This is a genomic window from Chryseobacterium sp. 2987, from assembly GCF_031456375.1.
GTDB classification, from domain to species: domain Bacteria; phylum Bacteroidota; class Bacteroidia; order Flavobacteriales; family Weeksellaceae; genus Chryseobacterium; species Chryseobacterium vaccae.
Genome location: NZ_JAVDUN010000005.1, coordinates 180,780 through 202,664 on the forward strand (window position 1 = coordinate 180,780; position 21,885 = coordinate 202,664).

Consider the following 21,885-nt stretch of genomic DNA (forward strand, 5'->3'; position numbering starts at 1 on the left):
TGTAAATTTTTATTGTTTCTAAAGGCCATATATACCTTGTGGTGATATGATCGCTTATTTTCTGTTGTTTAATAATTCGTTGGCTATCTTCATGACTTCAGACATGACTTCTTTGAAGGTTTCCAGTTTTTCAGGAGCAATCTTTTCCATCACTTTCTTATTAAAGTTCACAACAACTTCTTTAGACATGTTTCTGGAGTTGAGACCTTTATCTGTAAGCTTGATGATCACTTCTCTTTTATCGGTGGTCGTCTTTTCCTTATAGATATAGCCGTTATCCTCCAGAAGTTTGATGATCCGGGTCAGGGAAGTGGGTTCAATGGCCATTTTGGGGCCAAGATTGGTACTTCTTGTTCCTTCTTTCGGATCAATCTTAAGAAGAGTTAGGGCCTGAACAGCCGTAGAATCATGCTCCTGTGCCAATTCTGTGTACATTTTGGAAACAGCTAACCATGTCTGCTTCAAAATGAGATCTACGTTTTCTATTTTTTCCTTGTTATTATCCATCTTTCGTACTAATGGTGTTACCCAAATTTAGTAAATATTATGCATGCATAGCATTTATTAACGTTAAATTTTGTTAATAATCTGATAATAAGACGGTTAAATTGTATGACAAGCATAATACTATGCATGCATAATATGTGAATTAAATAAAGAAAACTGAGTATTAATGAATGTTTTTAACGAAATCTATTATTTCTTCAAAAGATTCGCATTGGTGCTTAGAGTTGTTATTACGAATCTCCCAAATTTCATTCTGATAGTCAAAATAAAGAGAGGAAAGATCTTTTTCAAAGTTTTTCTGCAGTAAAGAATACAGCATTTCCTTATGAACCTGGGGGGCAGTTATAGATGGAGGAACAAAACGGTCATTGACCTGAAATAAAGAAACATTGGTGAGTTCATCATGCTGCAGGAGAACATCTTCAACCATTCCTGAAAAAAGCTTTTGATCTTTCACATACCAGATCTTGTCAGCAAATTCTTTGGCCAGCCGCCAGTCGTGGGAAGAGAATAAAATGATTTTGTTCTGTTCTTTTGCCAGTTTACGGAGGGTCTTTAAAATAATTATTTTGTTTTTTTCATCCAGATGTGTGGTAGGTTCATCTAGGATAATAACAGGGGAGTTCTGTGTAATGGCACGGCCGATAAAGGCTTTCTGCAGATTTCCGTCTGAAAGATTCTTAAGCGGAGTATGTCTGTACTGAACCAGATCCAGTTCCTCTATAATATGGACAACTTCTTCCCGGTCTTCTTTTTTAAGTTCAAAATAGAAAGGATAGTAGATGTATTTTCCTAATGAAATAAGATCTTCAACGGTATGATGTTGGGGAATATTCGATTTTGAAAAAACCACAGCGATATTCTCTGCGATTTCTTTCACAGAAAGATTCTTTATGTTTTTATTATTGATCAGGATTTCACCACTTAAAAGAGACTGCTGGTGAAGAATAGATTTAATCAGCGTTGTTTTTCCAACCCCGTTATTTCCGATCAGAAGACATATATCACCCAGCTTCAACTCAGCATTTGCATTTGAAATTAAAATTTTTTGATATCCGATGTTGGCTTGTCTGATTTGTAAGTGCATGTTTAAACAGAAATAAAAATTACAAATAAAATAAGAGGGAGAAGGCTAAATAAAAAATATGAGATTTTATTGTTTTTGACTTTCCCCAAGGAATATCCTCCTAATATAATAGAACCCCAGAAAGCAACAGGCATTGCAATAAAAAGCCACCAATTATGCCCGGATGAATAAATCCAGTGGAGCTCTTTATTCATCCTGAACATTTTTGAATATTCCAGAAAAATAACACTAAATACAAACAAAATTATGCTTGCTGAAATTAACTGTTTCTGTGTTATCCTAATACTCATTGAGTTTATTCTAATATCGTCACTTTTCAATTCGACATATCAATATTACAAAATTTATAGATAAGAATCTGCTTTATCCGCGAGACAATAAATAATCTCGGATTAGATGCAAATATTAATCAAATTATAACTTCTTCATAAATTGACCATTCACACTCATTCACTTATTGACTTTTTAAACCCTATTTTGCTTCAAAAGCATCACCAGGATTACCGGTATCCCAAAAACAGAACTGATCACATTCAGTGGAATATGTGTTTTCTCCGAAACAATGGAGAAAAGAAGCATAACCAACATTCCCAGAAACATATTCAGGATCCACTGTTGCCATAATTTTGATGGATTATATACCAGCCTGCAGAAATGGGGAACAATAATTCCTATGAATAGGATAGGCCCTAAAAAAGCAGTAATTGATGCTGAGAGCAAGGAAGAAGCTGCGATGATCAGGATTTTCAGCTGGTTGAGATTTACGCCTAAGCTTTGTGCATAGGAAGCTCCCAGTGAATTACCTATCAATGGTTTTATGGTTTTAAAGCAGAAAAACAATCCAATGAAAACTAGGATAGAAAGTACATAGATCTGGTTTCTGGATACCATATTATTGGCTCCGAATGACCATAAAATATAGTTTTTCAGGCTTTGATTTTCCGCATAGAACTGAAGAAGGGAAACAATAGCTCCTGCAAATGCAGAAACGAGGAATCCGAAAATAATAAGATAAGATTTATCCTGAAATTTATTTGACATGGAGAGCAAAACCAGCATTAAGACTAAGCTGCCCGCAATGGCTGACAGACTGAGGAAACTGTTTTGCAAAAACTCAGGAATCAGGATATTATGGGAGAAGAAAATATAAAAGGCAACAGATAGGCTGGCCACGGAAGTAATTCCCAAAATATCGGGTCCGGCCAGTGGATTTTGAAAATATTCCTGCATCAGAAAACCTGAGGTTGGAATTGATATACCGGCAAGGAGCATTACCAGAACCCTGTTAATCCGGATTTCAGCGATCTGGCTGTTGGAGGAATCCTGAAAGAAATCCTGTAAATTTAAACTGAGAAATCCTGTGTTCAGATTAATCACTGCAGTCAGTATAATGGCAGCTGTTAAAACTAAACACAGGATTTTGAATTTATTTGACATTATTCAGAATGAATTCTGTAAATTTTATTTTAAAAGAGCATCAATTTTTGAGTTCAGAACTTCCTCTGTCATCATTCCTAAATATTCGTCGGTTTTATCACCTTTTCTCATGTAGGTAAAAGGAATAGAGCCGCCGTCCCACTGTTTGAAATTATTGGCAAAGAACGTCTGATCCAGTAGTTGTCCATCCAGAAGAATAATATTTTTAGCCAGGTCATTTTGTTGGGCAAAACTTTTCACGGAACTGTTCCATTCCGATTTATCATCCAAATTGATAAAAGTAAATTTCACAGGTTTATCTTTCAGCTCCTGCATTTTGTTTTTGAAATGAGGAATTTCTCTCATACAGGGGCCGCACCAGGTTGCAAAAAAGTTCGTTACGTAAAGCGTATCATTATTTTGAGCTAAATATTTTCCTACATTTTCAGGAGAAAGTTCTTTTGAAACGTAAGCACTTGTTTCAGTTGCATTCTCTGTTACAGAAAGTGAATCTGTAGCTGCAGTATCACCGGTTTTCGAGCCTTCTTTGTTACAGCTGTAAAGTGCGGAAAGAATAAGCGTGGATAAAATTATCTTCTTCATAAATTATTTTTTGTCTATTTTTGAATTGAAGTATGGAACAACAAATCTATAAAGGGAAACTGATACAGTTTCATCGGTTAAAAGTAACGAAAAAGGTAGAACTGACCAAAAATACTTTCTCTCTGGAGTTTGAGATTCCGGAGAATCTACAGGAGAGTTTCAGATTTGAAGCCGGACAGTTTGTAAGCATAAAATTTATGGCGCATGGAGAGGAAGTCATCAATGATTATTCAATGACCTCTGCGCCGTATGAAAAAAAGATATGTCTGGGTATAAAAGTAAACTCTAATGAAGGAGCTGCCTCTCAGCTGTTTCATCATTACCATGAAGGAGATGAAATGCTGGTAAGTGAGCCTTCAGGAAGATTTACCCTGGTGTCTAAACCCAGTGAATTCCGGACGATAGTTGCTTTTGCTGCCGGTATAGGAATTACTCCCATCCTCAGTCATTTTAAAAATATTCTGCATAATGAGCCTCGAACAAGACTGTTTCTTTTCTTCGGAAATAAAAGTTCGGAAGAAGTGGTATACAGAGATCAGCTGGATAATCTGGCCAGAGTATATGGGGAAAGATTCCAGATCTTTTACTTTTTCTCACAGGAAAAAACACCGGATCAGTTTTTCTACGGAAGACTGGATGAAAAAAAATTACGTCTCATTATCAATCAGATCCTGCATCTGGATGATACAGATGAAGAATCCACAATCTGGGATGCTGTAGATGAAGTACTGATCTGCGGAAAGGGAGAAATGATCAAGACGCTTGCTAATGCCTGCTATCATCACGGTATACCTAAAAAGAACATACATTTTGAGCTGTTTGAAGAGTTTAATGATGATATTTATCCGATAGAAAAAGAATTTCCGCTGATCAGAAATGTTGAAGTGGAATTTACGTCATTGGGTAGAGATTATCTGACTGAACTTCCTGATAATAAAGAAAAAATTCTGCAACAGCTGCTGGTTCAGAATTTTCCGGTTCCCTATTCGTGTAAATCCGGAATCTGTGGAAGCTGCGAGTGTTATCTGGAAGATGGAGAGGTAGAACTTCTGGAAAATGAATATCTGACAGAGAAAGAAGAGGCACAGGGAAAAATATTAGCTTGCATGTCAATAGCAAAAAGTAAGAAAATAAAGCTTAACTTTGATCTTAGTTGAGAATTATTAGGAACATATTTAATTTAACCTTCATATCAATAGAAATGGGAATTCTGTTGATTATTCTTTGTAATGCCTGGGTTTTTGGGCTGACGAACGGACGTACCTATACCAAGATCTCCAAAATTCCTCCCAGAGAAATCGCTTTAGTTCTGGGAACTTCCCCAAAAATGAGATCAGGACTTTCCAATCCTTATTTTACGAAAAGAATGGATGCTGCTGCGCTTCTTTACCATCACGGAAAAATCAGGAAGATCATTGTAAGCGGAGAAAAAAGTAGGGGATATAATGAACCTGCAGCCATGAAGAATTACCTGGTGTATCAGGAAGGAGTTCCCGAAGATATTATTATAGAAGATCCGAAAGGATTTAATACCTATAAAAGTATTTTACGCTGCAAAGATGTTTATAAGAAAACAGACGTGATTATTGTATCTCAGGGATTTCATAATCTTCGGGCGCTGTTTTTTGCCAGAAATAATAATATGAATGCACTGGGATTTGATGCTCAGGATGTAACGAAGCCCGAAAGCTACTACAGAAACCAGTTCCGGGAGATTCTCGCCAGAGTGATTGCTGTAGTATATTTTATATTGGGCATTTCTCCGGATTAGAAAGGATATCCGAATGCAATATTCAATGTAGGTTTAAAAGGCTGGAAGTTCTTGAATCTCCATCGGTCCCCGTCCGGTTTATTCGGATCGTAGATCTTGTAAGCAAGGTCTAATCTTAAAGTAATATAAGCAATATTCAATCTTAATCCAACACCGCTTCCAACTCCAACCTGTCCCAGAAATTTATTGAACTTGAATTCATCGCCATAGCCTCCGCTTCCATCGGGTTTTCTAAGACTCCATGTGTTTCCTATATCCGTAAATAATGCACCTTCATACATTTCATTAAAAGGAATCCTGTATTCTATATTCGTGGTTAGTTTTACATTGTTCGTCATATAAGTACGAACTCTTTCATCAATCTGGGAATCTGAAGGCCCCAGTCCTCCAAAAGCTACCCAAGCCCTGATATCATTGGACCCCCCATTAAAATAAGACTTAATCACGGGCATATCCGTAGAGTTTCCATAAGGGATACCAACACCAATAAACTGTCGCAACACTAAGGTCTGATTGCCATTGAACTTAAAATATTTTCGGGTATCGATATCAAATTTTACGAACTGAGCGTAAGGGAGACCAAAAATTGTTCTCTGAGGGTTCGCTATAACACCTCCTGCATCTCTTTTTTGATTGAATATGCTTAAAATATTACCCGCAAGTTCTACTTTTCCGTTAAAATAGAAGGCATTCGGATAATCTTTTTTACCAATCTCACTATAAACAAAGTTATAAATCATGGAAGAAATGAGGATATCCTGAGTTTGTCTGTCTTTATTCACGAGTGAGCCCATAAATGCCAACAGAAGATCCTGGGTTTTCTTATCCAGTGAGCCTATGTAAGTATTGTCTTTCAGAATCATTTCTGAAACATCATCAATACTAAGTTGTCCTGAAAGGTATCTGTTCTCAATATTCTTAATCTCTGGAATAGTAGAAGTAGAGGTGTAATCAAAATAATTTCTGAACATATCATCCTTGATTCTTTCATCATTCGTGAAATAATCATAATAAGCATCTTTATTTTTGGTAAGACTGACCTGCGTGTTGAACAGGGTAAGCCTGTGTGAAACCTGATCATTAACATTGGCTTGGTAGTTAAGCCCTGTGTTAAAGTTTACCCTTCCCAAACCGATATTATTTTGTACCGATGCTCCCAATAGGATAGAAGAGGTCGGAGTGTATCTTTTAGGAAGAAGTTTATAATAATCAAAAGGTAGCAGCAATCTCGGGAAGTTAAGGGAGGCCTGAGCAGAAATTTCATAAGCCAGTTCTCTTTTGCTGATATCCTTGGTACTTCTTATAGATCCGAAAGCTCCGGAAAGACTGGTAGAAAGGTTTTCTGCACCTCTGAACACATTCCTTGTGGTAAGATCTACGGAAGGGGATATCCCAAGATTCAGAATCTGTGAATAATTGACGTCGGTTCCTACCTTCAGTTCATATTTTGGAAGAGGTTTTAAGATGTAAAGAACATCAATGATGCTGTCATTAGGTGCCATACCGCCACCTCTTCTCAGTGAATCTCTAGCTTTTACAAGGCTGAAGTTATTCATGGCGAGAAGATTTCTCTTCGTAAGATCCAGCTTTTTCTGATCATATGCCTGCTTATTGTCCACAATAATAGACCTCCACAAGGATGATATTTTATAATTATCATTCACTTTATGGAACCTTATTCTGCGCAGACTGTCTTTAACCGTATTTTTAGGGTAGTCGCCGGGCTCATCTATGATAGCTACATCAATATTTCCGATAGTGGAAACCTTGTAAGGACGGTCTGTTGAGTCTCTGTGGATCTCAAGTATAAGCGGAACCTTTTTTTTACTTTTTAAAGAATCTGCTACAAAGGATATTTCTTCATTAGAACTGTTGAATCTATAATATCCGTTTTCTCTCATCAGATCGGTAATTCTGGCGGCTTCCTTTTCAAGGACAGTCTGGTCAAGGATCTGTCCGGATCTTATCAGACTTTTGTCAAGTTTCTGCCAGTAAAGACCTTTAACGGTAGGGTCTGTAATATTATAGTAATAGTCTTTAATATAAGTGGGTTCATTGTGCTTGATGAAATAATTAACAGCTGCCTTTTTTGAAGCAGAATCCAGCACATGTTTAAAGTTTACTTCTGCATCCCAGAACCCTCTGTAAACCATTCTTTTTTCAACAGATTCAGCACTTTTTTCACTTCTTGTCTGATCCAGAATAACAGGCGGGCTTCCCCAGTTGTGAAGAAGGCGGTCAAGAAAGAGTGTTTTTCCGACACTGCTTTTCATGTCATATTTGATGAACAGTGAATCTCTCAGTTTTTGACTTCTCATCTCACTGGGATAAGTCATGTATTCATTAAGCAGCGTATCATATTTAGGATTAGCCATATTGTAAAATCCTAAGCTTAACGGCATGAACAGAAGCTGCTTTTTATTGGGCTTCTGCTGTACATAATCTTTCAGTTCTTCATCAAAAGGTTCTTTCTTATCTTCAAACTCAAAATTGTTTTTGGAAAGCAGATATTCGCCGTCCGGAACCTTTTTGGTGGTACTGCATGCATAAAGGAGACCAACAAATGTTGCAAATGAGATAATTTTATAATATTTTTGAGGAGAATTCTTATAATGCTTACAGCTCATACAATAAAAGTTTTACAGTCTTTAGATAAAAAGAAGTTCAGACAAAAATACAATTTGTTTTTGGTTGAAGGTAATAAAATCATTTGTGAACTTTTCAATTCGAACATTAAAATTAAGGAAATATTCTCTACCGATCCACAAAAATTGGGCCGTACAGACGCACCTGTTATTCAGATCACTGAAAATGAGCTGAAAAAGATCAGTTTTCTTAAAACCCCGAAAGATTCCGTTGCAGTATGCTATCTGGATGAAGAGGAAAAAATGGAAGACAGGGAAGTACAACTTGTACTGGACGGAATCCAGGATCCCGGAAATCTGGGTACGATTATCCGACTGGCAGATTGGTTCGGAATTGAACAGGTTATCTGCAGTGAGGATACGGTAGATGTCTATAACCCGAAGGTGATACAGGCCAGCATGGGGTCTTTCACACGCGTAAATGTTGCTTATACCGATCTTACAGAATATTTGTCCGGAACAGAAAGTGTTAATATCGGAACCGATATGGAAGGGGAAAATATCTATACGTTTGAAAAGCCAAAGAAAATGAACCTTATTCTCGGCAATGAAGGAAACGGAATGCGTCCGGAAACAGAAAAATTACTTCATAAATGTGTAACAATTCCCAGATTTGGAAAATCACAGTCTACAGAAAGCCTGAATGTTTCAATGGCAGCAGGGATTATTTTGGGACAGCTCTTTAGAGGGTAGTTTCAAAATTTCAGAAATTAGATACCAGACATCAGATATCAGATTTTACATTATAAGTGAATATTCTATCACTCATAGATCTGAAATCTGATGTCTTATATTAATTTATCAGCTTTGTTATATCAACTGCTCCATACTTGAAACACTTTTGTTTTTCTGATATTCTTCAAGTTTTTTTCTTACATATTTAAGAGCAATAGGAGCAAGATAGATCATGGCTGCACCCAGTAATTTCTTTTTCCAGTTGGGACTTTTCATATTCTTTTTGGCGTAGTTGCCAACAAGTGCTGTTACTCCCAATTTGATAAGACTGTCCGTAACATTTCCGCCTAGTGCAGTACTGGCAATGCCTACGGCTGTATTTTTATTGATCAGCAGGTCTTTTACCTCTGAAGTAAGCTGTCTGGCAATAACGTCTTTGCGTAGAATTACTTTTTCATCGCCGTCTTCATCTACTTTCTCCTGCAGATACTGGTCGCTAAGTCCATTGGTAAAGGCGCTTAAACTTTCCTTTGTATTTTTAAAGGTAAGAAGGTTTTCCAGGTCGTCTATTTCGCTTTGAAGCAGTTTTTTCTTTCTCCTTAGTTCTTCGATGCTTTCATATTTTCTGCCCATAGTTTAATGATTTAAAAATTTAATAACCTGGTCTGCAACCGTATTGACAATTTTATTCTTGAATGCAATGACAAGCGCCATGACTACAGCATAAAATGCAGCAACAATCAAAAATCCGTAAGAAGTATTATCCAATGCTTTGCCGATAAGAAAGGCAATTCCGAAGTTGAAAAGGATAATAAAAAAAGCAAAAGCAACAAGCAGCACTACAAAGTAGGTAATGAGCCCAGCGGAAAGAGAAGATTTTTCGGTAGCTTCAATTTTCAGAAGATCTATTCTCTTCGAGGCATATTCTTTAATAGTCTCTATCATTGTTTTTTTTTAAAGTTACAAAAAAAGGAACTTTCGCGCAAAAAGTTCCTTCCCATAATTTACTCAAAAAATAAATTACTTATTTTTTAAGATCATTCAATTCAGCTTCTACATCCTTTACTACGTCTGCAGTTTTAGAAACGATCTGATCTTTGTATTTATCATATCCGTCTTTTACCGTATGGGCTACATTATTAGCTGTTTCTTTGAAAGTAGAAGAAATGTTACCGTACTGATCTTTTACTTTTTCAGAAACCTCGCCATATTTGTTTTTAGCCTGATCTTTTAGGTCGTTTGCTTTATTTTTGATTTTCTTTCTTGTTTCTTTACCTTCTTCAGGGGCATAAAGCATTCCTAAGATTACACCTGCTGCAGCACCTGCAAGAAGTCCTGCCAATATACCTGCTGTATTTTTTCCTTTTCTAGACATTTTAAGTTTTTTAATAGTTAATAAATAGTAGTTTTTACTGTGTTAAAATGTACAATTTGCATACCAAAGGAGGTCAATGGCCTATTAAAAATTGTTAAATCTTATGGATGTGGGATAAAATCATGTCTATTGTTTCTTCTTTCGTCAGTGTTGTATTGTCGATAACAATAGCATCCTCAGCCTGCTTCAATGGAGCAATTTCCCGTTCACTGTCGATCTTATCACGTTCAATAAGGTTCTGTTTTACCTGCTCTCTGTCTGCTTTAATTCCAAGGCCTGCCAATTCAAAATATCTTCTGTTGGTTCTTTCATCAATACTGGCCGTGAGGAAGAATTTGTAGTCCGCATTTGGCAGAACTACTGTCCCTATGTCACGTCCGTCCATAATAATACCGCCTTTTTCTGCCAATGAGCGCTGGGACTGAAGAAGAAAATCTCTTACTTCTTTCTGCTTGGCAACAATGCTTACATTATCAGATACCTCATTGGTACGGATCTGCTTGGAAATATCAATATGATTAAGATAAAGAACCAGTTCTCCGTTATTATTTCTGAATTCCAGTTCTATTTCATTGAATGAATTAAACAATTTCTGAAGATCAATGGTACTATCCTTGTTCATACAGTTCTGTAATGCAAACCAGGTTACCCCTCTGTAAAGCGCGCCGGTATCCAGGTGAATAAGACCCAATTTATCGGCAATGACTTTAGAGATTGAACTTTTTCCGGTAGACGAGTACCCATCGATAGCTATTACAGGTTTTTTCATACCGCAAATTTCAAGATTTTTTTTAAAAAACCAAGGCTGTAAAGAAAAAAATCTACATAACAATGTAGATTTATATTGTAGAATTATTCTCCTGCGTGGCTGCTAAGGTCTATAGATACCCCTATCTGGTTCACATTGGAAGAGTTGTGATAGCGCACATGGGCATAATCAATTCGGAATTTTCTTAATTTAATTCCAAATCCTCCGGAAAGTCCCGAAAAGTTTCTCTGATCTGCCACGGCAAGTTCATTACCTCTTTTTACGTTATATCCCAGTCTGATATTAAACCCTTTTTCCGGGAAAAGTTCTGCTCCCACAGAAAAGTGGTCTGCCAGTTTTCTTCCGAAGCCTACTTCCTGTCCGTTCACATTATATTGATCAGAAATATCAAACTGCTGAAGATCGTGAGCGGTAATGGTGATGGCAAGAGGAATCATTTTCAGAATCTTGGTGTAGCCCAGGTCAACCCTGAACGGAAGATTTTCTCTTGTTCCGTTGAATGATTTCAGCTGAAATCCGAAGTTTCTTAATACTAGGGAAAGAGTTTCTTTATTTTTCTTATTATAGTAGGTAACTCCTGCCGTTCCCGAGATGGCAGAAGACGTATAATTGTCAATTTTTGAAGTGATGAAATTAATTCCTCCGCCAATGGTCCAGTCTTCTTCAAACTGGTAGGCATATCCTGCACCAATAGCTACATCTGAAGCTTTGAAATCTCCGTTCTGATAACCGCTTTCATCGGTTCTCGGAATACTTCCGTAGCTCATATACCTTGCATTGATCGTGGCCATATGACCATTATCGAAATCTCTGGCATAGGCAACGGTTCCATATTTTGAGTCGGCAAGATAGGCCGCACCGTTTACAGAAAGCTGTTTATCTGAATCTCTATTAAGAAGGGACGGGTTTGCAATAGCAAAGGAAACATCATGATCTCTTATGGAAATTGCATCACCGCCTAAGGCAGCCTGTCTGGCAGATACAGGTATGTTTAAGAAAGGATAAACATTTGTTCCTGTTTGCGCATAAGAAACAATTCCTGATAGAAATAATGAAAAAATGATAATTTTCTTCAATTCAATTTATAATTAATGCAAAAATAATCCTTTTTCGTACTTATCAAAATATTTCTAACATTATTTGTGTGTAAATATTTTTCTTTTACCAATATTTTTAATGATTATATTTGCAAAATCAAATTTCGGGGAAATTACCTCCAATAAAATTTATTAAAATTAAAGATGAAATATAAAAGAATCCTTCTAAAACTGAGTGGCGAGGCCTTAATGGGGAACAGACAATACGGTATTGACAATGAAAGACTGCAGGAATATGCAGCAGAGATCAAAAAAGTAGTGGATAAAGGATGTGAAGTAGCGATCGTTATTGGAGGAGGAAACATTTTCCGTGGAGTAGCAGGAGCGGCGAAAGGAATGGACAGAGTACAGGGAGATTATATGGGGATGCTGGCGACTGTCATCAACGGAATGGCTCTTCAGGGAGCGCTGGAAGATGCGGGAATCAAAACAAGGCTTCAGTCTGCTATTGAAATGGATAAGGTAGCAGAACCTTTTATTAAAAGAAGAGCAGTAAGACACCTTGAAAAGGGCAGAGTAGTGATCTTCGGAGCAGGAACAGGAAATCCTTATTTTACTACGGATACGGCTGCTACGTTAAGAGCTATTGAAATCGGGGCAGATGTGATCTTAAAAGGAACCAGAGTAGACGGAATCTATGACAGCGATCCTGAGAAAAATGCGGACGCTGTAAAATATAATTCATTATCTTTCGATGAAGTATTTGAGAAAAACCTTAAAGTAATGGATATGACTGCCTTCACTTTAAGCCACGAAAACAAACTTCCGATCATTGTATTCGATATGAATAAAGATGGTAACCTGGAAAAAATTGTGGACGGAGAAAATGTAGGAACTCTGGTTGATTTGTAAGTAAGAGCCAGATTACGGGCAGTGGATAATAGGTAATTGCAGTTAAGTTTTTTTTATAATACTTATCATTTATCACTTATAATTAATGTGTAATTTATCAAACTATAATATAATAATGGAAGAATTAGATCTTATATTAGACTCTGTAAAGCATGACATGGATGCAGCTGTAAAGCACCTGGAACACGCATTTCAAAGAATTAGAGCAGGACGTGCTTCTACGGCGATGGTTCAGGATGTGATGGTGGAATATTACGGAGCAATGACTCCTATCAACCAGGTTGCCAACGTGTCTATTCCAGATGCAATGACAATTTCTATTCAACCTTGGGACAGAACGGCGATCAATGCAATTGAGAAAGCGATTATTAATTCAAACTTAGGTTTTGCACCTTCTAATAATGGAGAAAACATTATCCTTAACGTTCCGCCTTTAACAGAGGAAAGAAGAAGGGAATTGGCAAAACAGGCTAAAGGAGAAGCTGAGCAGACTAAAGTAACGGTAAGAAACGCAAGACAGGACGGGTTGAAAGAACTTAAAAAGCTGGAAGGAGTTTCTGAAGATGTAGTAAAAGGGGTGGAAGAAGAAATCCAGGCTTATACTGACAAATACGTAAAGCTTTGTGACGAACATCTTAAAACAAAAGAAGCTGAAATTATGAAAGTATAATTTTCAGTTTTTTGAAAATAAAAAAGAGGTTTCCCCTGGAAGCCTCTTTTTGTTTTTTAAAGACATTGCTTTTCTTCTTTCTGATCTTTGTTTTTTATGAGCAGTCCATATGTTTTCATAAGATCTTCAATTGTACAATGGATTTCTTTTCCGGGGATTTTAGAGGGATCTGGTTTTTCTGAATCATCTGATCGTATGCTGTATTTCTTTTCAAGGCACCTGATTGGTTTTCCGTTTTGGATATAAATTCTTGTTTCTGTAATGTCGTCTTTAGTAATCGGTTTTTCCGGGGTTCCTCCATCGAAATTCCAGATTGCTTCTTCTCTGAATATAAAGAATGGTTTTCCATTTTTGATAAAATACTGTTCAGTAGCTGAAAAATGGCTGTGTTCAGCATAGGAATGCCGGATCACCTTAATTTCATTCTTATCCGAGTAGAAAGTAACCTCTCCTGAAGGTTCTTCATTGCAGTTGTAGGTAAAGCCTTTCGTTGTAAACTTCTTAGCTTCCAAAAGGGCATGAAGCCTGTTGTATTCTTTTTTGATGTTATCAATAGGATCAGATGAATCTGTTTCTGAAGCTTTTTTAACAGCAGAACTGTCTGCCCCGGAAGACGGTAGGAGAGCCTTTTCCTTGTTGTCTGCTTTTTTACAAGACATAAAGATAGCCAGGAATGCTGTGATGAATATTGTTTTCATATTTTGTAAGGTGGTATTAAAAACGGAGACTTCCGTGGGAAACCTTCGTTCGGGATCTTGATTTCTGGTTTAGAAAGGTTTGAAGCAGGGAGATGGGGGGATGGAAGTTATGAAAGTCATCACTCATAATTGCCATTCTGTTTAAAATAATTTGATTATACAGTGACCTTCAATACCTATAACCAAAAATAACTTCCATCCTCCTTCTTCCATCCATTAATCTTACCTTACTTCTTCCGAATTCAGGTTATTTATTTGCAGTTTTCGTTATAATCAACAATTACTTCTTCCACAATCTCAGGGATGTTTGACATGACGTCATCAATCTGGCTTTTGATCAGTTTTCCAAGCCCGGATCTTTTCTTTTCGTCATTTTTAAGAGAAGCATAAGAACCTGCAGTCAGCTTTCCTTTGGCATAGCTGCAATCTGTAATAACCGTTTTGGCTTTAGCAAATGTAAGCTCTTCCAGTTTGCCACCCCTTTTGGAATAAATATAAGAAGGGAAATTTCTCATTCTTTCATTTTCCTTGTCAGCGGCAGCAATTTGTCCGCCTGCAGAGAATGTAGTAGGATAGCCGTAAAGTTTATATACTTTGATTTTCCCATCCGTAACCACTTCTGCAAACTGTGTACTTTTGGTAAGGTTATTAAATGCTTTAAGATTACCGCTCAGTCCGCCGGTTGCGGTATTAAAACCTTCTTTTGTATTGGTGTACTTTATGGTTTCAAAATGTCTTTCATTATTGTTTTCATCAACAGCGGTATATCCTTTAATATCATCCGCATCAAAACCTTTGAATTTCTGTTTCTTTTTAGATTTGTCAATATCAGTTGCAGCAATGAATTTCACTTTTTTCTGATTGTCCCACGGATTTCTTTCGTCTCCGTTCAGACGTACGATTCCTTCTATTTTTTTTCCGCTTTTATCGATGATATACCCTAATTTTTCATCATTTTTCAGATCATAATCTGTAGCGTTGTCTTCCTGTGCATACACATTTACTGAGACTATAGTGAATAAGCTCAATAGTAGTACTTTTTTCATGTAGTTATTATTTTTAACAATTTTTGTAAATATAATCTTTTATACTTTAGGGCATGACATAATAGAATACCACACTTTCAGGTATAAAAAAGACCCGGATTTCTCCAGGTCTGTATTTATAAGTGCATTTTTAATATCATTACTGGTATCTCGTATGCTCTTTCGTTTTCACGAACAGCTTTGTAATAGGTTTAAAGAACGCCTTGTATTTCTCCGCATCAAACAGTTGTGAGTCGGTAAGGGCTTTATACGTCATCCATACTCCGAAAGGAAGAAGAATGAGATTAGGAAGCCATGCTGCCAGATAAGGACTCATTTTTCCGCCCCATGCCACGTTTTCAATCCCGAGATTCATCACGTAGAAGATGATGAAAATAACGATGGCTATGATCACCGGAAGTCCCATTCCTCCTTTTCTGATGATGGATCCTAAACTGGCCCCAATCAGGAAGAAGATGATACAGGTTACAGAATAGGAAATAATCCTTTGCTGATAAATGACAACTTTACTGAAATATTTGATATTGGAACTGAATTCATTCTTTTTATCTGCTGCAGTTGTTTTCAGGCTCTCCAGATTATTATAGGAATTATAAAGAAGGTCCAGTTTTTTATCTCCTTTTATTGAATCTAATTTGATCTGGGACTTCGGGGCAGCTTTTGATTTTACATTTTTATCCATATAGCTGATCACCGAATTGGTACGGCTCAGGACATCAGTTCCGATATTGGTGAAAAAATCTGCATTGTCTTTTTTGTTTTTAGCTACCGTTTCAATAAGTTGTCCATAGGTCTGGAAACGATAATCGTCCGTAATCTGTTCTTTTTCAATAGCCTTGTTGACGATTTCACTGACATCGAAGTGAGAAACCAGCGTGTCAAACTTAATGGCCTGATCCGGTTGTTTTTTTCTTACATTCTCTCCTTTTCCTGCAAAATTGTCTTCTAATATATAACCATTATACAATTCCAGCTTTAGAAAGTTTTTATTGGCGATCGGTACAAATCGTCCTTTTTCAGCTACAATAGACCGTTGATTTTCATAGGTGCTGGCTTTTTTGTGAACAAAAACCCCTTCAATATGTTCACCGTTATCCCCATAAATTTTATCAAACTTTACCATGTATCCGGGAAGCTGATCAATAAACTGTCCTGGTGTAAAGTTAAGCGCCGGCTTAGTCTGTGCAATATTGAAAAGCATATTCTTAGCCTTTTTCTGGAAATCTGGAATAATATTATTGGAGAAGAAAAAAAGCATGACTGCCAATACGGTTGCCACTCCCAACAGTGGTGCCATTACCCTTGTAAGAGAAATTCCGGCAGCTTTCATGGCGGCAAGTTCATACCGTTCTCCGAATTCTCCAAAAGACATAATGCTTGCCAGAAGTATGGTAAGCGGGAGTACCATACTGATAACGCTTACCCCCAGATAAAAAAGAAGTTTAAGGATCTGCCAGTAGCTTAATCCTTTACCCATAAATTGCCCCAACTGAACCCAGATAATGTTTACAATAAAAATGAAAAACAATACGCTGAATATAAAGAAAAACGGTCCAAAGAAGGTTTTTATGATATATCGGTCTAGTATTTTTAACATGCGCCAAAATTAATCAAAAAGCCACAAATTTTACTTGTGGCTCTTATAATTTTTATATTTTTCTTTTAAGACTAAATAACAAAAAGACGAATTAGCAGCTTTACGATTTAGTTTTTCTATTTTTAAAGTTCTGTGATCACGTAATTTTTGAACTTATTCTTATCAAAAACGAACATATTAGGGTCCAGCTCCTGGTTTTCCTTGTATTCTTTGATGGCGATTACGGCTACATCCTGATTATTTCCGTGCTGCTCAAGTTTTACCATTTGTTTCTTTGCAGAATCTACAAAAAGATAAACATATTTTATTCCGTTGGATTTTACTGGGGTCAGCTTGATGAAATCTGCGTTTACTCCGTTTACTGTTTTTTTACCATTGTAGGTTACGTTGTAATCATTTCTGTAAGTAGAAAGATAATTGATAGGAGAGAACATAGAACTGCTTCCGTTAGGCTTGGCAATGGTTACCTCCATATCATCAGCATTGATGTTGTAAATTTTGTTTCCATCATAGATCTGTTCCGTATCCATGATCTTAAGCTTATATTTTTCCCCTGCAGCATAATAGATCCCCGGTTCTGTTTTCGTCACCTGTCCATTTAGTCCGCTTCCAAAAGAAAATTTGAAGTAAGAATTCTTTTTAGAATTATAGTTGGCTGTAATATCATCCAATATCTTTTTAGCTTTTGCATCAATTTTCTGTGCCTGAGCCATTCCAACTGCACCTACAACAAAACTTCCCAATATAACTTTTGAAATAATATTTTTCATTTTCTTTATTTAATAATCTTTAGATTTTTAATTTTAAGGGTGAAACAATTTGTTTTTCCTTCTAACTACGCAGATCTTCCAAAAACTGTTCCAAAGAGTGTAAATCACTGATCAGTACCTCTCTTGCTTTAGCTCCGTTAAAGCCTCCTACAATACCACTTGCCTCCAGCTGATCCATAATTCTTCCCGCTCTGTTATAGCCCAGTTTAAGCTGTCTCTGAAGCATAGAAGTAGATCCTTGTTGTGTAGAGACAATAATTCTTGCAGCTTCTTCAAATAATGCATCTTTTTCATTCGGGTCAAAAGCGCCTACTGAACTGGATGAGTCATCAGAAACATATTCAGGAAGAAGGAAGGCAGAAGCATATCCTTTCTGTTCACCAATGTATTCTGCGATTCGTTCCACTTCCGGAGTATCAACAAAGGCACACTGAAGTCTTAAAATTTCATTTCCGTTAAAATAAAGCATATCTCCTTTACCAATCAGCTGATCAGCACCCGGAGAATCCAGGATCGTTCTTGAATCTACACTGGAAATTACTCTGAAGGCCGCTCTCGCAGGGAAATTGGCTTTAATCATCCCTGTAATTACGTTAACAGAAGGTCTCTGTGTAGCAACAATCAGGTGAATTCCTACGGCTCTGGCAAGCTGTGCCAGTCTGGCAATCGGTAATTCTACCTCTTTTCCTGCAGTCATAATCAAATCTGCAAATTCGTCTACAACCAATACAATATAAGGAAGGTAACGATGCCCGTTTTCAGGGTTGAGTTTTCTTTCCGTGAACTTCTTATTATATTCTTTCAGGTTTTTACAGAAAGCATTCTTAAGAAGGTCATATCTTGTATCCATCTCAATACAAAGAGAGTTCAGAGTATTGATTACTTTATTGGTGTCTGTGATAATGGCTTCCTCTGCATCCGGAAGTTTAGCCAGATAATGTCTTTCAATTTTTGAATATAAAGAAAGTTCAACCTTTTTAGGATCTACCATTACAAATTTCAGTTCACTTGGATGCTTTTTGTAAAGAAGCGAGGTAAGGATGGCGTTAATACCTACCGATTTACCCTGTCCTGTGGCTCCGGCCATCAGTAAGTGTGGCATTTTTGCCAGATCGGCCATAAATACTTCGTTAGAAATGGTTTTCCCGAATACAACTGGAAGATCCATGTCCGTATTCTGGAATTTATGAGAAGCAATGACAGACCTCATGGATACCATGGTAGGGTTCTTTCTCGGTACCTCAATTCCAATGGTTCCTTTCCCCGGCATTGGAGCAATAATCCTGATTCCAAGAGCGGAAAGGTTCAGCGCAATATCATCCTGCAGTTTTTTGATGGCAGCAACACGGATTCCCGCTTCCGGTACAATTTCATATAACGTAACCGTTGGTCCAATGGTAGCTTTAATTTCAGCAATCCCTACATTGAAATTCTTTAAAAGACCTACAATTTTATTTTTATTTTCTTCCAGTTCTTCTTTGTTGATAGAAATTTCTTCATTTCCGTAATCTTTCAGAAGATCTACAGTCGGCATCTGGAATCCGGCAAGATCCAGTTTATGATCATACAATCCGTGTTTTTCAACCAGTTCCTGAGATTTTCTGTCCGAATCATCAAGGATATCTATTACAGGAGCTACTTCCACATTAAATTTAATGTTGTTTTCTTGGGCCGGTGTTGAAACAGGAATTGGCACCTGAACCGGAGAAACCGGGCTCATGTCAAATGCCTGCTCCGGAGTAGAAGTAGGAACAGCGGGTTTTGTATTCAAATTAAGATTTACAGATTGAGAGAAATCTTTTTTGTCATCTTCAAAAGAAGTATGGTTGGGCGTTACAATAGTTTCTACTCCGGTTACCGGTGAAACTTCAGGGAAGCCTTTCGGAACCTGTACTGGTTCCGGTTCTCTTGTTTTTGGCTTCTCCGGTTGCTCAGAAACGTCGGTTACCGTAACATTGGGTGCCGTATTTTCAGCTTCTTCTTCAAGTTCATCATCAGCTTCAAAATTTTCATCAGAACTAGGCATCATCGATTTTACCTTTCCGATGGTGTTTTCGTTAATGCTATCCAGCTTAGCTTTGATTGAGCTGGGACGAAGATTGAATTCTAAAATAAAATATAAAAGAATACTTGCCACCAGAACAACCCACAGGCCAACCGTTCCGATGATTGCATTAAGATAATCCATGATCTGGTATCCGTAAACACCTCCCATCACGCCTTGCCCTTTGGTGATAGCACCCATAAAAATAGGCAGCCAGCAGATGAAAAACAGAGAGTGGCCGATGGTTTTCCATGGCTTGAATATTTTTTTCTTAAGGATCAGAGTTCCTACCGCCATAAATAAAAAAGCGATAATAAATGAAGCGATCCCTATGCTTTCAAAAATGAAAATATTTCCCAGCCAGTCTCCGGCTTTTCCGAAAATATTGGAGGATTTTATGCTTTTGTCAAGCATGGTGCCTGCCTGGCTCTGATCTGCTTTCCAGTTCATTAAATAAGAGATGAACGAGAATGTCAGAACTACAGAAAAAAGGATGAAAGTAAGCCCGAAAAATATGCGTGGCTTTGATAATATCTTACCTGTATCAGGTGATTCTGTTGGTTTTGTCTGTGTCTTTTTATCCATAATATCAATGTGGGCAAATTTAATGTTTTTTCAACATTAAAAGAATCTTTTTTACTCAAAAAGAGAGCGTAATTTATGGTTATTTTTTTGAATTTACGGTGCTTTACAATGATAATTTTAAGCTAAAATTTTTAAATCTTTTTCTGTGATGCTGAAACGAAGATTCGTTTTTGAACTAGTTCAAAGGTTATGGATTTCTGGTACTGTAATTTTGCATAATTAAGTTAAAAAAGAAATTCATGAACAATGCATTCAACAGAATTCTGGCCCTGAGCCTGATTTTAATTTCGCTACTATCTGTTAACGCACAACAAAAAAGAAACATGGAAAACACAGCATTATTAATTATCGATGTACAGAATGATTATTTCCCAGGAGGGAAAATGACGCTTGAAGGAGCTGAACGGGCTGGCAGAAAAGCACAGGAGATACTGAGGTTCTTCAGAAAAAATCATCTCCAGGTTGTTCATATCAGGCATATTGACGAGAGTAAAGAGGCTACTTTTTTTCTTCCTAATACAGCAGGATCTGAAATCAATACCTTGGTTGCCCCTGAGGCTAATGAAAAAGTGATTATCAAACACTTCCCGAACAGCTTCCGAGAAACAGGTCTTCTGGAACACCTGCAAAAAAGCGGGATCAAAAATCTGGTGATCACCGGAATGATGACGGATGTCTGCGTAGAATCAACGACAAGTGCCGCTTTTGATTTAGGTTTTAATAATACCATTATCGGAGACGCTATAGCAACAAGAGATCGTGAGCTGAACGGAAAAATTGTAAAAGCGGAAGAAATCCAAAGGTCGTTTCTCGCAGGAATTTCAGCATTAGGAGGTTTGTATGCCCGTGTTGCAGATGCTGAAGATTTTATCAACGGAAAATAATCCTGTCTGAAAAAGAGTTTAGTAAAGATACCTGTTTGAAATATAGGTATCTTTATTCCATTATAATTCATCTAATGTCTGACTTGCTGTATAAAAATATCACCAGATACATCCCTCTTTCCGATGAAGAATTCGGGAGGTTTGCTGAACCCTTTAAACTCAGAAAGTATAAAAAGAAAGAGATTGTCCTGAAAGAAGGTGAGTGTTGTCATTTCGAAGGTTTTGTGCTGAATGGCTGTTTCAAAGTGTATTATCTGAATGAGAACGGTACGGAACAAACCCTTTATTTCGCCGTTGAAGGCTGGTGGATCACAGATATAGACAGCCTGATCAACAATGTTCCCAGCACTTTAAATATTGAAGCATTGGAGGACAGTGAAGTTCTGATGATTTCAAAAAAAGATAAGGAGCAGCTGTACGAAACCATGCCGCAGATTGAAAAGCTTTTCAGAATCATGAATCAACAGTCATCTGTAGCACTTCAGAGAAGAATTCTTTCCCTGACGGGCAAAACTGCCGACAAACGATATTCTGAATTTCTGGAGAAGTATCCCGGACTGGAACAGAGGATTACCCAACAGCAGGCAGCCTCTTATCTGGGGATTACTCACGAATTTTTAAGTAAAATCAGAAAAAAACTGCGCTGAAAAAATGAGGAATATATTTTAATTATATACTTTTGGAGGAAACTAAAACCTATATGAAAATTCTAATGCTGCCTTGTCTTTTCCTTTATGAAGACCTTACGCAGGAGGCTTCAAAAAACTTAAAGCGAAAGGTGATATAGAATATTT

22 protein-coding genes are annotated in these 21,885 nt (G+C 37.2%); 7 read left to right on the forward strand and 15 right to left on the reverse strand.

What is annotated here, in order from left to right; translation table 11 throughout:
- Positions 1 to 54: 54 nt before the first annotated feature.
- The 4 genes from J2Y40_RS16230 to J2Y40_RS16245 all read right to left on the reverse strand — a co-directional run bounded on the left by J2Y40_RS16230 (position 55) and on the right by J2Y40_RS16245 (position 3,613).
- The gene (locus tag J2Y40_RS16230) at positions 55 to 507 is read right to left on the reverse strand and encodes a MarR family winged helix-turn-helix transcriptional regulator (RefSeq protein WP_153391988.1); all 453 of its coding nucleotides are present in this window, start codon (positions 505 to 507) and stop codon (positions 55 to 57) included.
- A 163-nt stretch (positions 508 to 670) separates the two neighbouring features.
- Positions 671 to 1,594, reverse strand: coding sequence for an ABC transporter ATP-binding protein (locus tag J2Y40_RS16235; RefSeq protein WP_310000101.1), 924 nt, complete (start codon positions 1,592 to 1,594; stop codon positions 671 to 673).
- A 465-nt stretch (positions 1,595 to 2,059) separates the two neighbouring features.
- Positions 2,060 to 3,031, reverse strand: a complete 972-nt coding sequence (locus J2Y40_RS16240; protein ID WP_153391992.1) for an iron ABC transporter permease — start codon at positions 3,029 to 3,031, stop codon at positions 2,060 to 2,062.
- Positions 3,032 to 3,055: 24 nt separating this feature from the next.
- Entirely contained in the window at positions 3,056 to 3,613 is a 558-nt protein-coding gene (locus J2Y40_RS16245) for a TlpA disulfide reductase family protein (protein WP_153391994.1), read from the reverse strand.
- Positions 3,614 to 3,645: 32 nt separating this feature from the next.
- Between J2Y40_RS16245 and J2Y40_RS16250 the strand changes: the two genes are divergently transcribed.
- Positions 3,646 to 4,770 carry a ferredoxin--NADP reductase gene (locus J2Y40_RS16250; RefSeq protein ID WP_310000103.1) on the forward strand — a complete coding sequence of 375 codons (1,125 nt, stop codon included), beginning with the start codon at positions 3,646 to 3,648 and terminating at the stop codon, positions 4,768 to 4,770.
- Positions 4,771 to 4,814: 44 nt separating this feature from the next.
- On the forward strand, positions 4,815 to 5,384 hold the full coding sequence (locus J2Y40_RS16255; RefSeq protein ID WP_394349956.1) for a vancomycin high temperature exclusion protein: 570 nt from the start codon (positions 4,815 to 4,817) through the stop codon (positions 5,382 to 5,384).
- Here the strand turns inward: J2Y40_RS16255 and J2Y40_RS16260 are convergent.
- Complete coding sequence (locus J2Y40_RS16260; protein ID WP_310000106.1) at positions 5,381 to 8,011, reverse strand: BamA/TamA family outer membrane protein; 2,631 nt, start codon at positions 8,009 to 8,011, stop codon at positions 5,381 to 5,383. The genes J2Y40_RS16255 and J2Y40_RS16260 overlap by 4 nt on opposite strands.
- Here J2Y40_RS16260 and J2Y40_RS16265 point away from each other — a divergent pair.
- Positions 7,997 to 8,722, forward strand: coding sequence for an RNA methyltransferase (locus J2Y40_RS16265; RefSeq protein ID WP_153392002.1), 726 nt, complete (start codon positions 7,997 to 7,999; stop codon positions 8,720 to 8,722). The genes J2Y40_RS16260 and J2Y40_RS16265 overlap by 15 nt on opposite strands.
- 117 nt (positions 8,723 to 8,839) lie before the next feature.
- On the opposite strand, the gene J2Y40_RS16270 is transcribed toward J2Y40_RS16265, so the two are convergent.
- The 5 genes from J2Y40_RS16270 to porQ form a co-directional block, all read right to left on the reverse strand.
- Entirely contained in the window at positions 8,840 to 9,337 is a 498-nt protein-coding gene (locus J2Y40_RS16270) for a phosphoribosyl-ATP pyrophosphatase (RefSeq protein ID WP_310000109.1), read from the reverse strand.
- 3 nt (positions 9,338 to 9,340) lie between these two features.
- On the reverse strand, positions 9,341 to 9,649 hold the full coding sequence (locus J2Y40_RS16275; RefSeq protein WP_153392006.1) for a phage holin family protein: 309 nt from the start codon (positions 9,647 to 9,649) through the stop codon (positions 9,341 to 9,343).
- A 79-nt stretch (positions 9,650 to 9,728) separates the two neighbouring features.
- Positions 9,729 to 10,079: a YtxH domain-containing protein gene (locus J2Y40_RS16280; protein WP_153392008.1), complete on the reverse strand. Its 351-nt coding sequence runs from the start codon at positions 10,077 to 10,079 to the stop codon at positions 9,729 to 9,731.
- Between the two features lie 94 nt (positions 10,080 to 10,173).
- A complete protein-coding gene (gene cmk / locus J2Y40_RS16285) occupies positions 10,174 to 10,848 on the reverse strand; it encodes a (d)CMP kinase (RefSeq protein WP_153392010.1) in 675 nt (224 codons plus the stop codon).
- A gap of 83 nt (positions 10,849 to 10,931) precedes the next feature.
- Positions 10,932 to 11,924 carry a type IX secretion system protein PorQ gene (porQ, locus tag J2Y40_RS16290; protein ID WP_153392012.1) on the reverse strand — a complete coding sequence of 331 codons (993 nt, stop codon included), beginning with the start codon at positions 11,922 to 11,924 and terminating at the stop codon, positions 10,932 to 10,934.
- A 165-nt stretch (positions 11,925 to 12,089) separates the two neighbouring features.
- Between porQ and pyrH the strand changes: the two genes are divergently transcribed.
- Complete coding sequence (gene pyrH / locus J2Y40_RS16295; protein WP_002979821.1) at positions 12,090 to 12,797, forward strand: UMP kinase; 708 nt, start codon at positions 12,090 to 12,092, stop codon at positions 12,795 to 12,797.
- Positions 12,798 to 12,912: 115 nt separating this feature from the next.
- A complete protein-coding gene (frr, locus tag J2Y40_RS16300) occupies positions 12,913 to 13,467 on the forward strand; it encodes a ribosome recycling factor (protein ID WP_153392014.1) in 555 nt (184 codons plus the stop codon).
- A 56-nt stretch (positions 13,468 to 13,523) separates the two neighbouring features.
- Here frr and J2Y40_RS16305 read toward each other — a convergent pair whose 3' ends face one another.
- From J2Y40_RS16305 to J2Y40_RS16325, 5 genes are all read right to left on the reverse strand, one after another.
- Positions 13,524 to 14,165, reverse strand: a complete 642-nt coding sequence (locus tag J2Y40_RS16305; RefSeq protein WP_153392016.1) for a hypothetical protein — start codon at positions 14,163 to 14,165, stop codon at positions 13,524 to 13,526.
- A 251-nt stretch (positions 14,166 to 14,416) separates the two neighbouring features.
- Positions 14,417 to 15,211 carry a hypothetical protein gene (locus tag J2Y40_RS16310; RefSeq protein ID WP_153392017.1) on the reverse strand — a complete coding sequence of 265 codons (795 nt, stop codon included), beginning with the start codon at positions 15,209 to 15,211 and terminating at the stop codon, positions 14,417 to 14,419.
- A 139-nt stretch (positions 15,212 to 15,350) separates the two neighbouring features.
- Positions 15,351 to 16,808, reverse strand: coding sequence for an LptF/LptG family permease (locus tag J2Y40_RS16315; protein ID WP_153392019.1), 1,458 nt, complete (start codon positions 16,806 to 16,808; stop codon positions 15,351 to 15,353).
- Between the two features lie 122 nt (positions 16,809 to 16,930).
- Positions 16,931 to 17,578 carry an outer membrane lipoprotein carrier protein LolA gene (locus tag J2Y40_RS16320; RefSeq protein WP_153392021.1) on the reverse strand — a complete coding sequence of 216 codons (648 nt, stop codon included), beginning with the start codon at positions 17,576 to 17,578 and terminating at the stop codon, positions 16,931 to 16,933.
- A 61-nt stretch (positions 17,579 to 17,639) separates the two neighbouring features.
- Positions 17,640 to 20,207 (reverse strand): DNA translocase FtsK, encoded by a 2,568-nt coding sequence (locus J2Y40_RS16325; protein WP_153392023.1) that lies wholly within the window; start codon positions 20,205 to 20,207, stop codon positions 17,640 to 17,642.
- 239 nt (positions 20,208 to 20,446) lie between these two features.
- Between J2Y40_RS16325 and J2Y40_RS16330 the strand changes: the two genes are divergently transcribed.
- Complete coding sequence (locus J2Y40_RS16330) at positions 20,447 to 21,091, forward strand: cysteine hydrolase family protein (RefSeq protein ID WP_310000119.1); 645 nt, start codon at positions 20,447 to 20,449, stop codon at positions 21,089 to 21,091.
- Between the two features lie 74 nt (positions 21,092 to 21,165).
- Entirely contained in the window at positions 21,166 to 21,738 is a 573-nt protein-coding gene (locus J2Y40_RS16335) for a Crp/Fnr family transcriptional regulator (protein WP_153392027.1), read from the forward strand.
- The last annotated feature ends 147 nt before the right edge of the window (positions 21,739 to 21,885 follow it).

Coding starts and splice junctions, on each gene's coding strand:
- pyrH (WP_002979821.1), top strand. CDS start 12,090: ATGAAATATAAAAGAATCCTTCTAAAACTGAGTGGCGAGGCCTTAATG.
- J2Y40_RS16250 (WP_310000103.1), top strand. CDS start 3,646: ATGGAACAACAAATCTATAAAGGGAAACTGATACAGTTTCATCGGTTA.
- cmk (WP_153392010.1), bottom strand. CDS start 10,848: ATGAAAAAACCTGTAATAGCTATCGATGGGTACTCGTCTACCGGAAAA.
- J2Y40_RS16255 (WP_394349956.1), top strand. CDS start 4,815: ATGGGAATTCTGTTGATTATTCTTTGTAATGCCTGGGTTTTTGGGCTG.
- J2Y40_RS16230 (WP_153391988.1), bottom strand. CDS start 507: ATGGATAATAACAAGGAAAAAATAGAAAACGTAGATCTCATTTTGAAG.
- J2Y40_RS16265 (WP_153392002.1), top strand. CDS start 7,997: ATGCTTACAGCTCATACAATAAAAGTTTTACAGTCTTTAGATAAAAAG.
- J2Y40_RS16335 (WP_153392027.1), top strand. CDS start 21,166: ATGTCTGACTTGCTGTATAAAAATATCACCAGATACATCCCTCTTTCC.
- J2Y40_RS16245 (WP_153391994.1), bottom strand. CDS start 3,613: ATGAAGAAGATAATTTTATCCACGCTTATTCTTTCCGCACTTTACAGC.
- J2Y40_RS16305 (WP_153392016.1), bottom strand. CDS start 14,165: ATGAAAACAATATTCATCACAGCATTCCTGGCTATCTTTATGTCTTGT.
- J2Y40_RS16315 (WP_153392019.1), bottom strand. CDS start 16,808: ATGTTAAAAATACTAGACCGATATATCATAAAAACCTTCTTTGGACCG.
- frr (WP_153392014.1), top strand. CDS start 12,913: ATGGAAGAATTAGATCTTATATTAGACTCTGTAAAGCATGACATGGAT.
- J2Y40_RS16330 (WP_310000119.1), top strand. CDS start 20,447: ATGAACAATGCATTCAACAGAATTCTGGCCCTGAGCCTGATTTTAATT.
- J2Y40_RS16310 (WP_153392017.1), bottom strand. CDS start 15,211: ATGAAAAAAGTACTACTATTGAGCTTATTCACTATAGTCTCAGTAAAT.
- J2Y40_RS16275 (WP_153392006.1), bottom strand. CDS start 9,649: ATGATAGAGACTATTAAAGAATATGCCTCGAAGAGAATAGATCTTCTG.
- J2Y40_RS16320 (WP_153392021.1), bottom strand. CDS start 17,578: ATGAAAAATATTATTTCAAAAGTTATATTGGGAAGTTTTGTTGTAGGT.
- J2Y40_RS16280 (WP_153392008.1), bottom strand. CDS start 10,079: ATGTCTAGAAAAGGAAAAAATACAGCAGGTATATTGGCAGGACTTCTT.
- J2Y40_RS16260 (WP_310000106.1), bottom strand. CDS start 8,011: ATGAGCTGTAAGCATTATAAGAATTCTCCTCAAAAATATTATAAAATT.
- J2Y40_RS16235 (WP_310000101.1), bottom strand. CDS start 1,594: ATGCACTTACAAATCAGACAAGCCAACATCGGATATCAAAAAATTTTA.
- J2Y40_RS16240 (WP_153391992.1), bottom strand. CDS start 3,031: ATGTCAAATAAATTCAAAATCCTGTGTTTAGTTTTAACAGCTGCCATT.
- J2Y40_RS16325 (WP_153392023.1), bottom strand. CDS start 20,207: ATGGATAAAAAGACACAGACAAAACCAACAGAATCACCTGATACAGGT.
- J2Y40_RS16270 (WP_310000109.1), bottom strand. CDS start 9,337: ATGGGCAGAAAATATGAAAGCATCGAAGAACTAAGGAGAAAGAAAAAA.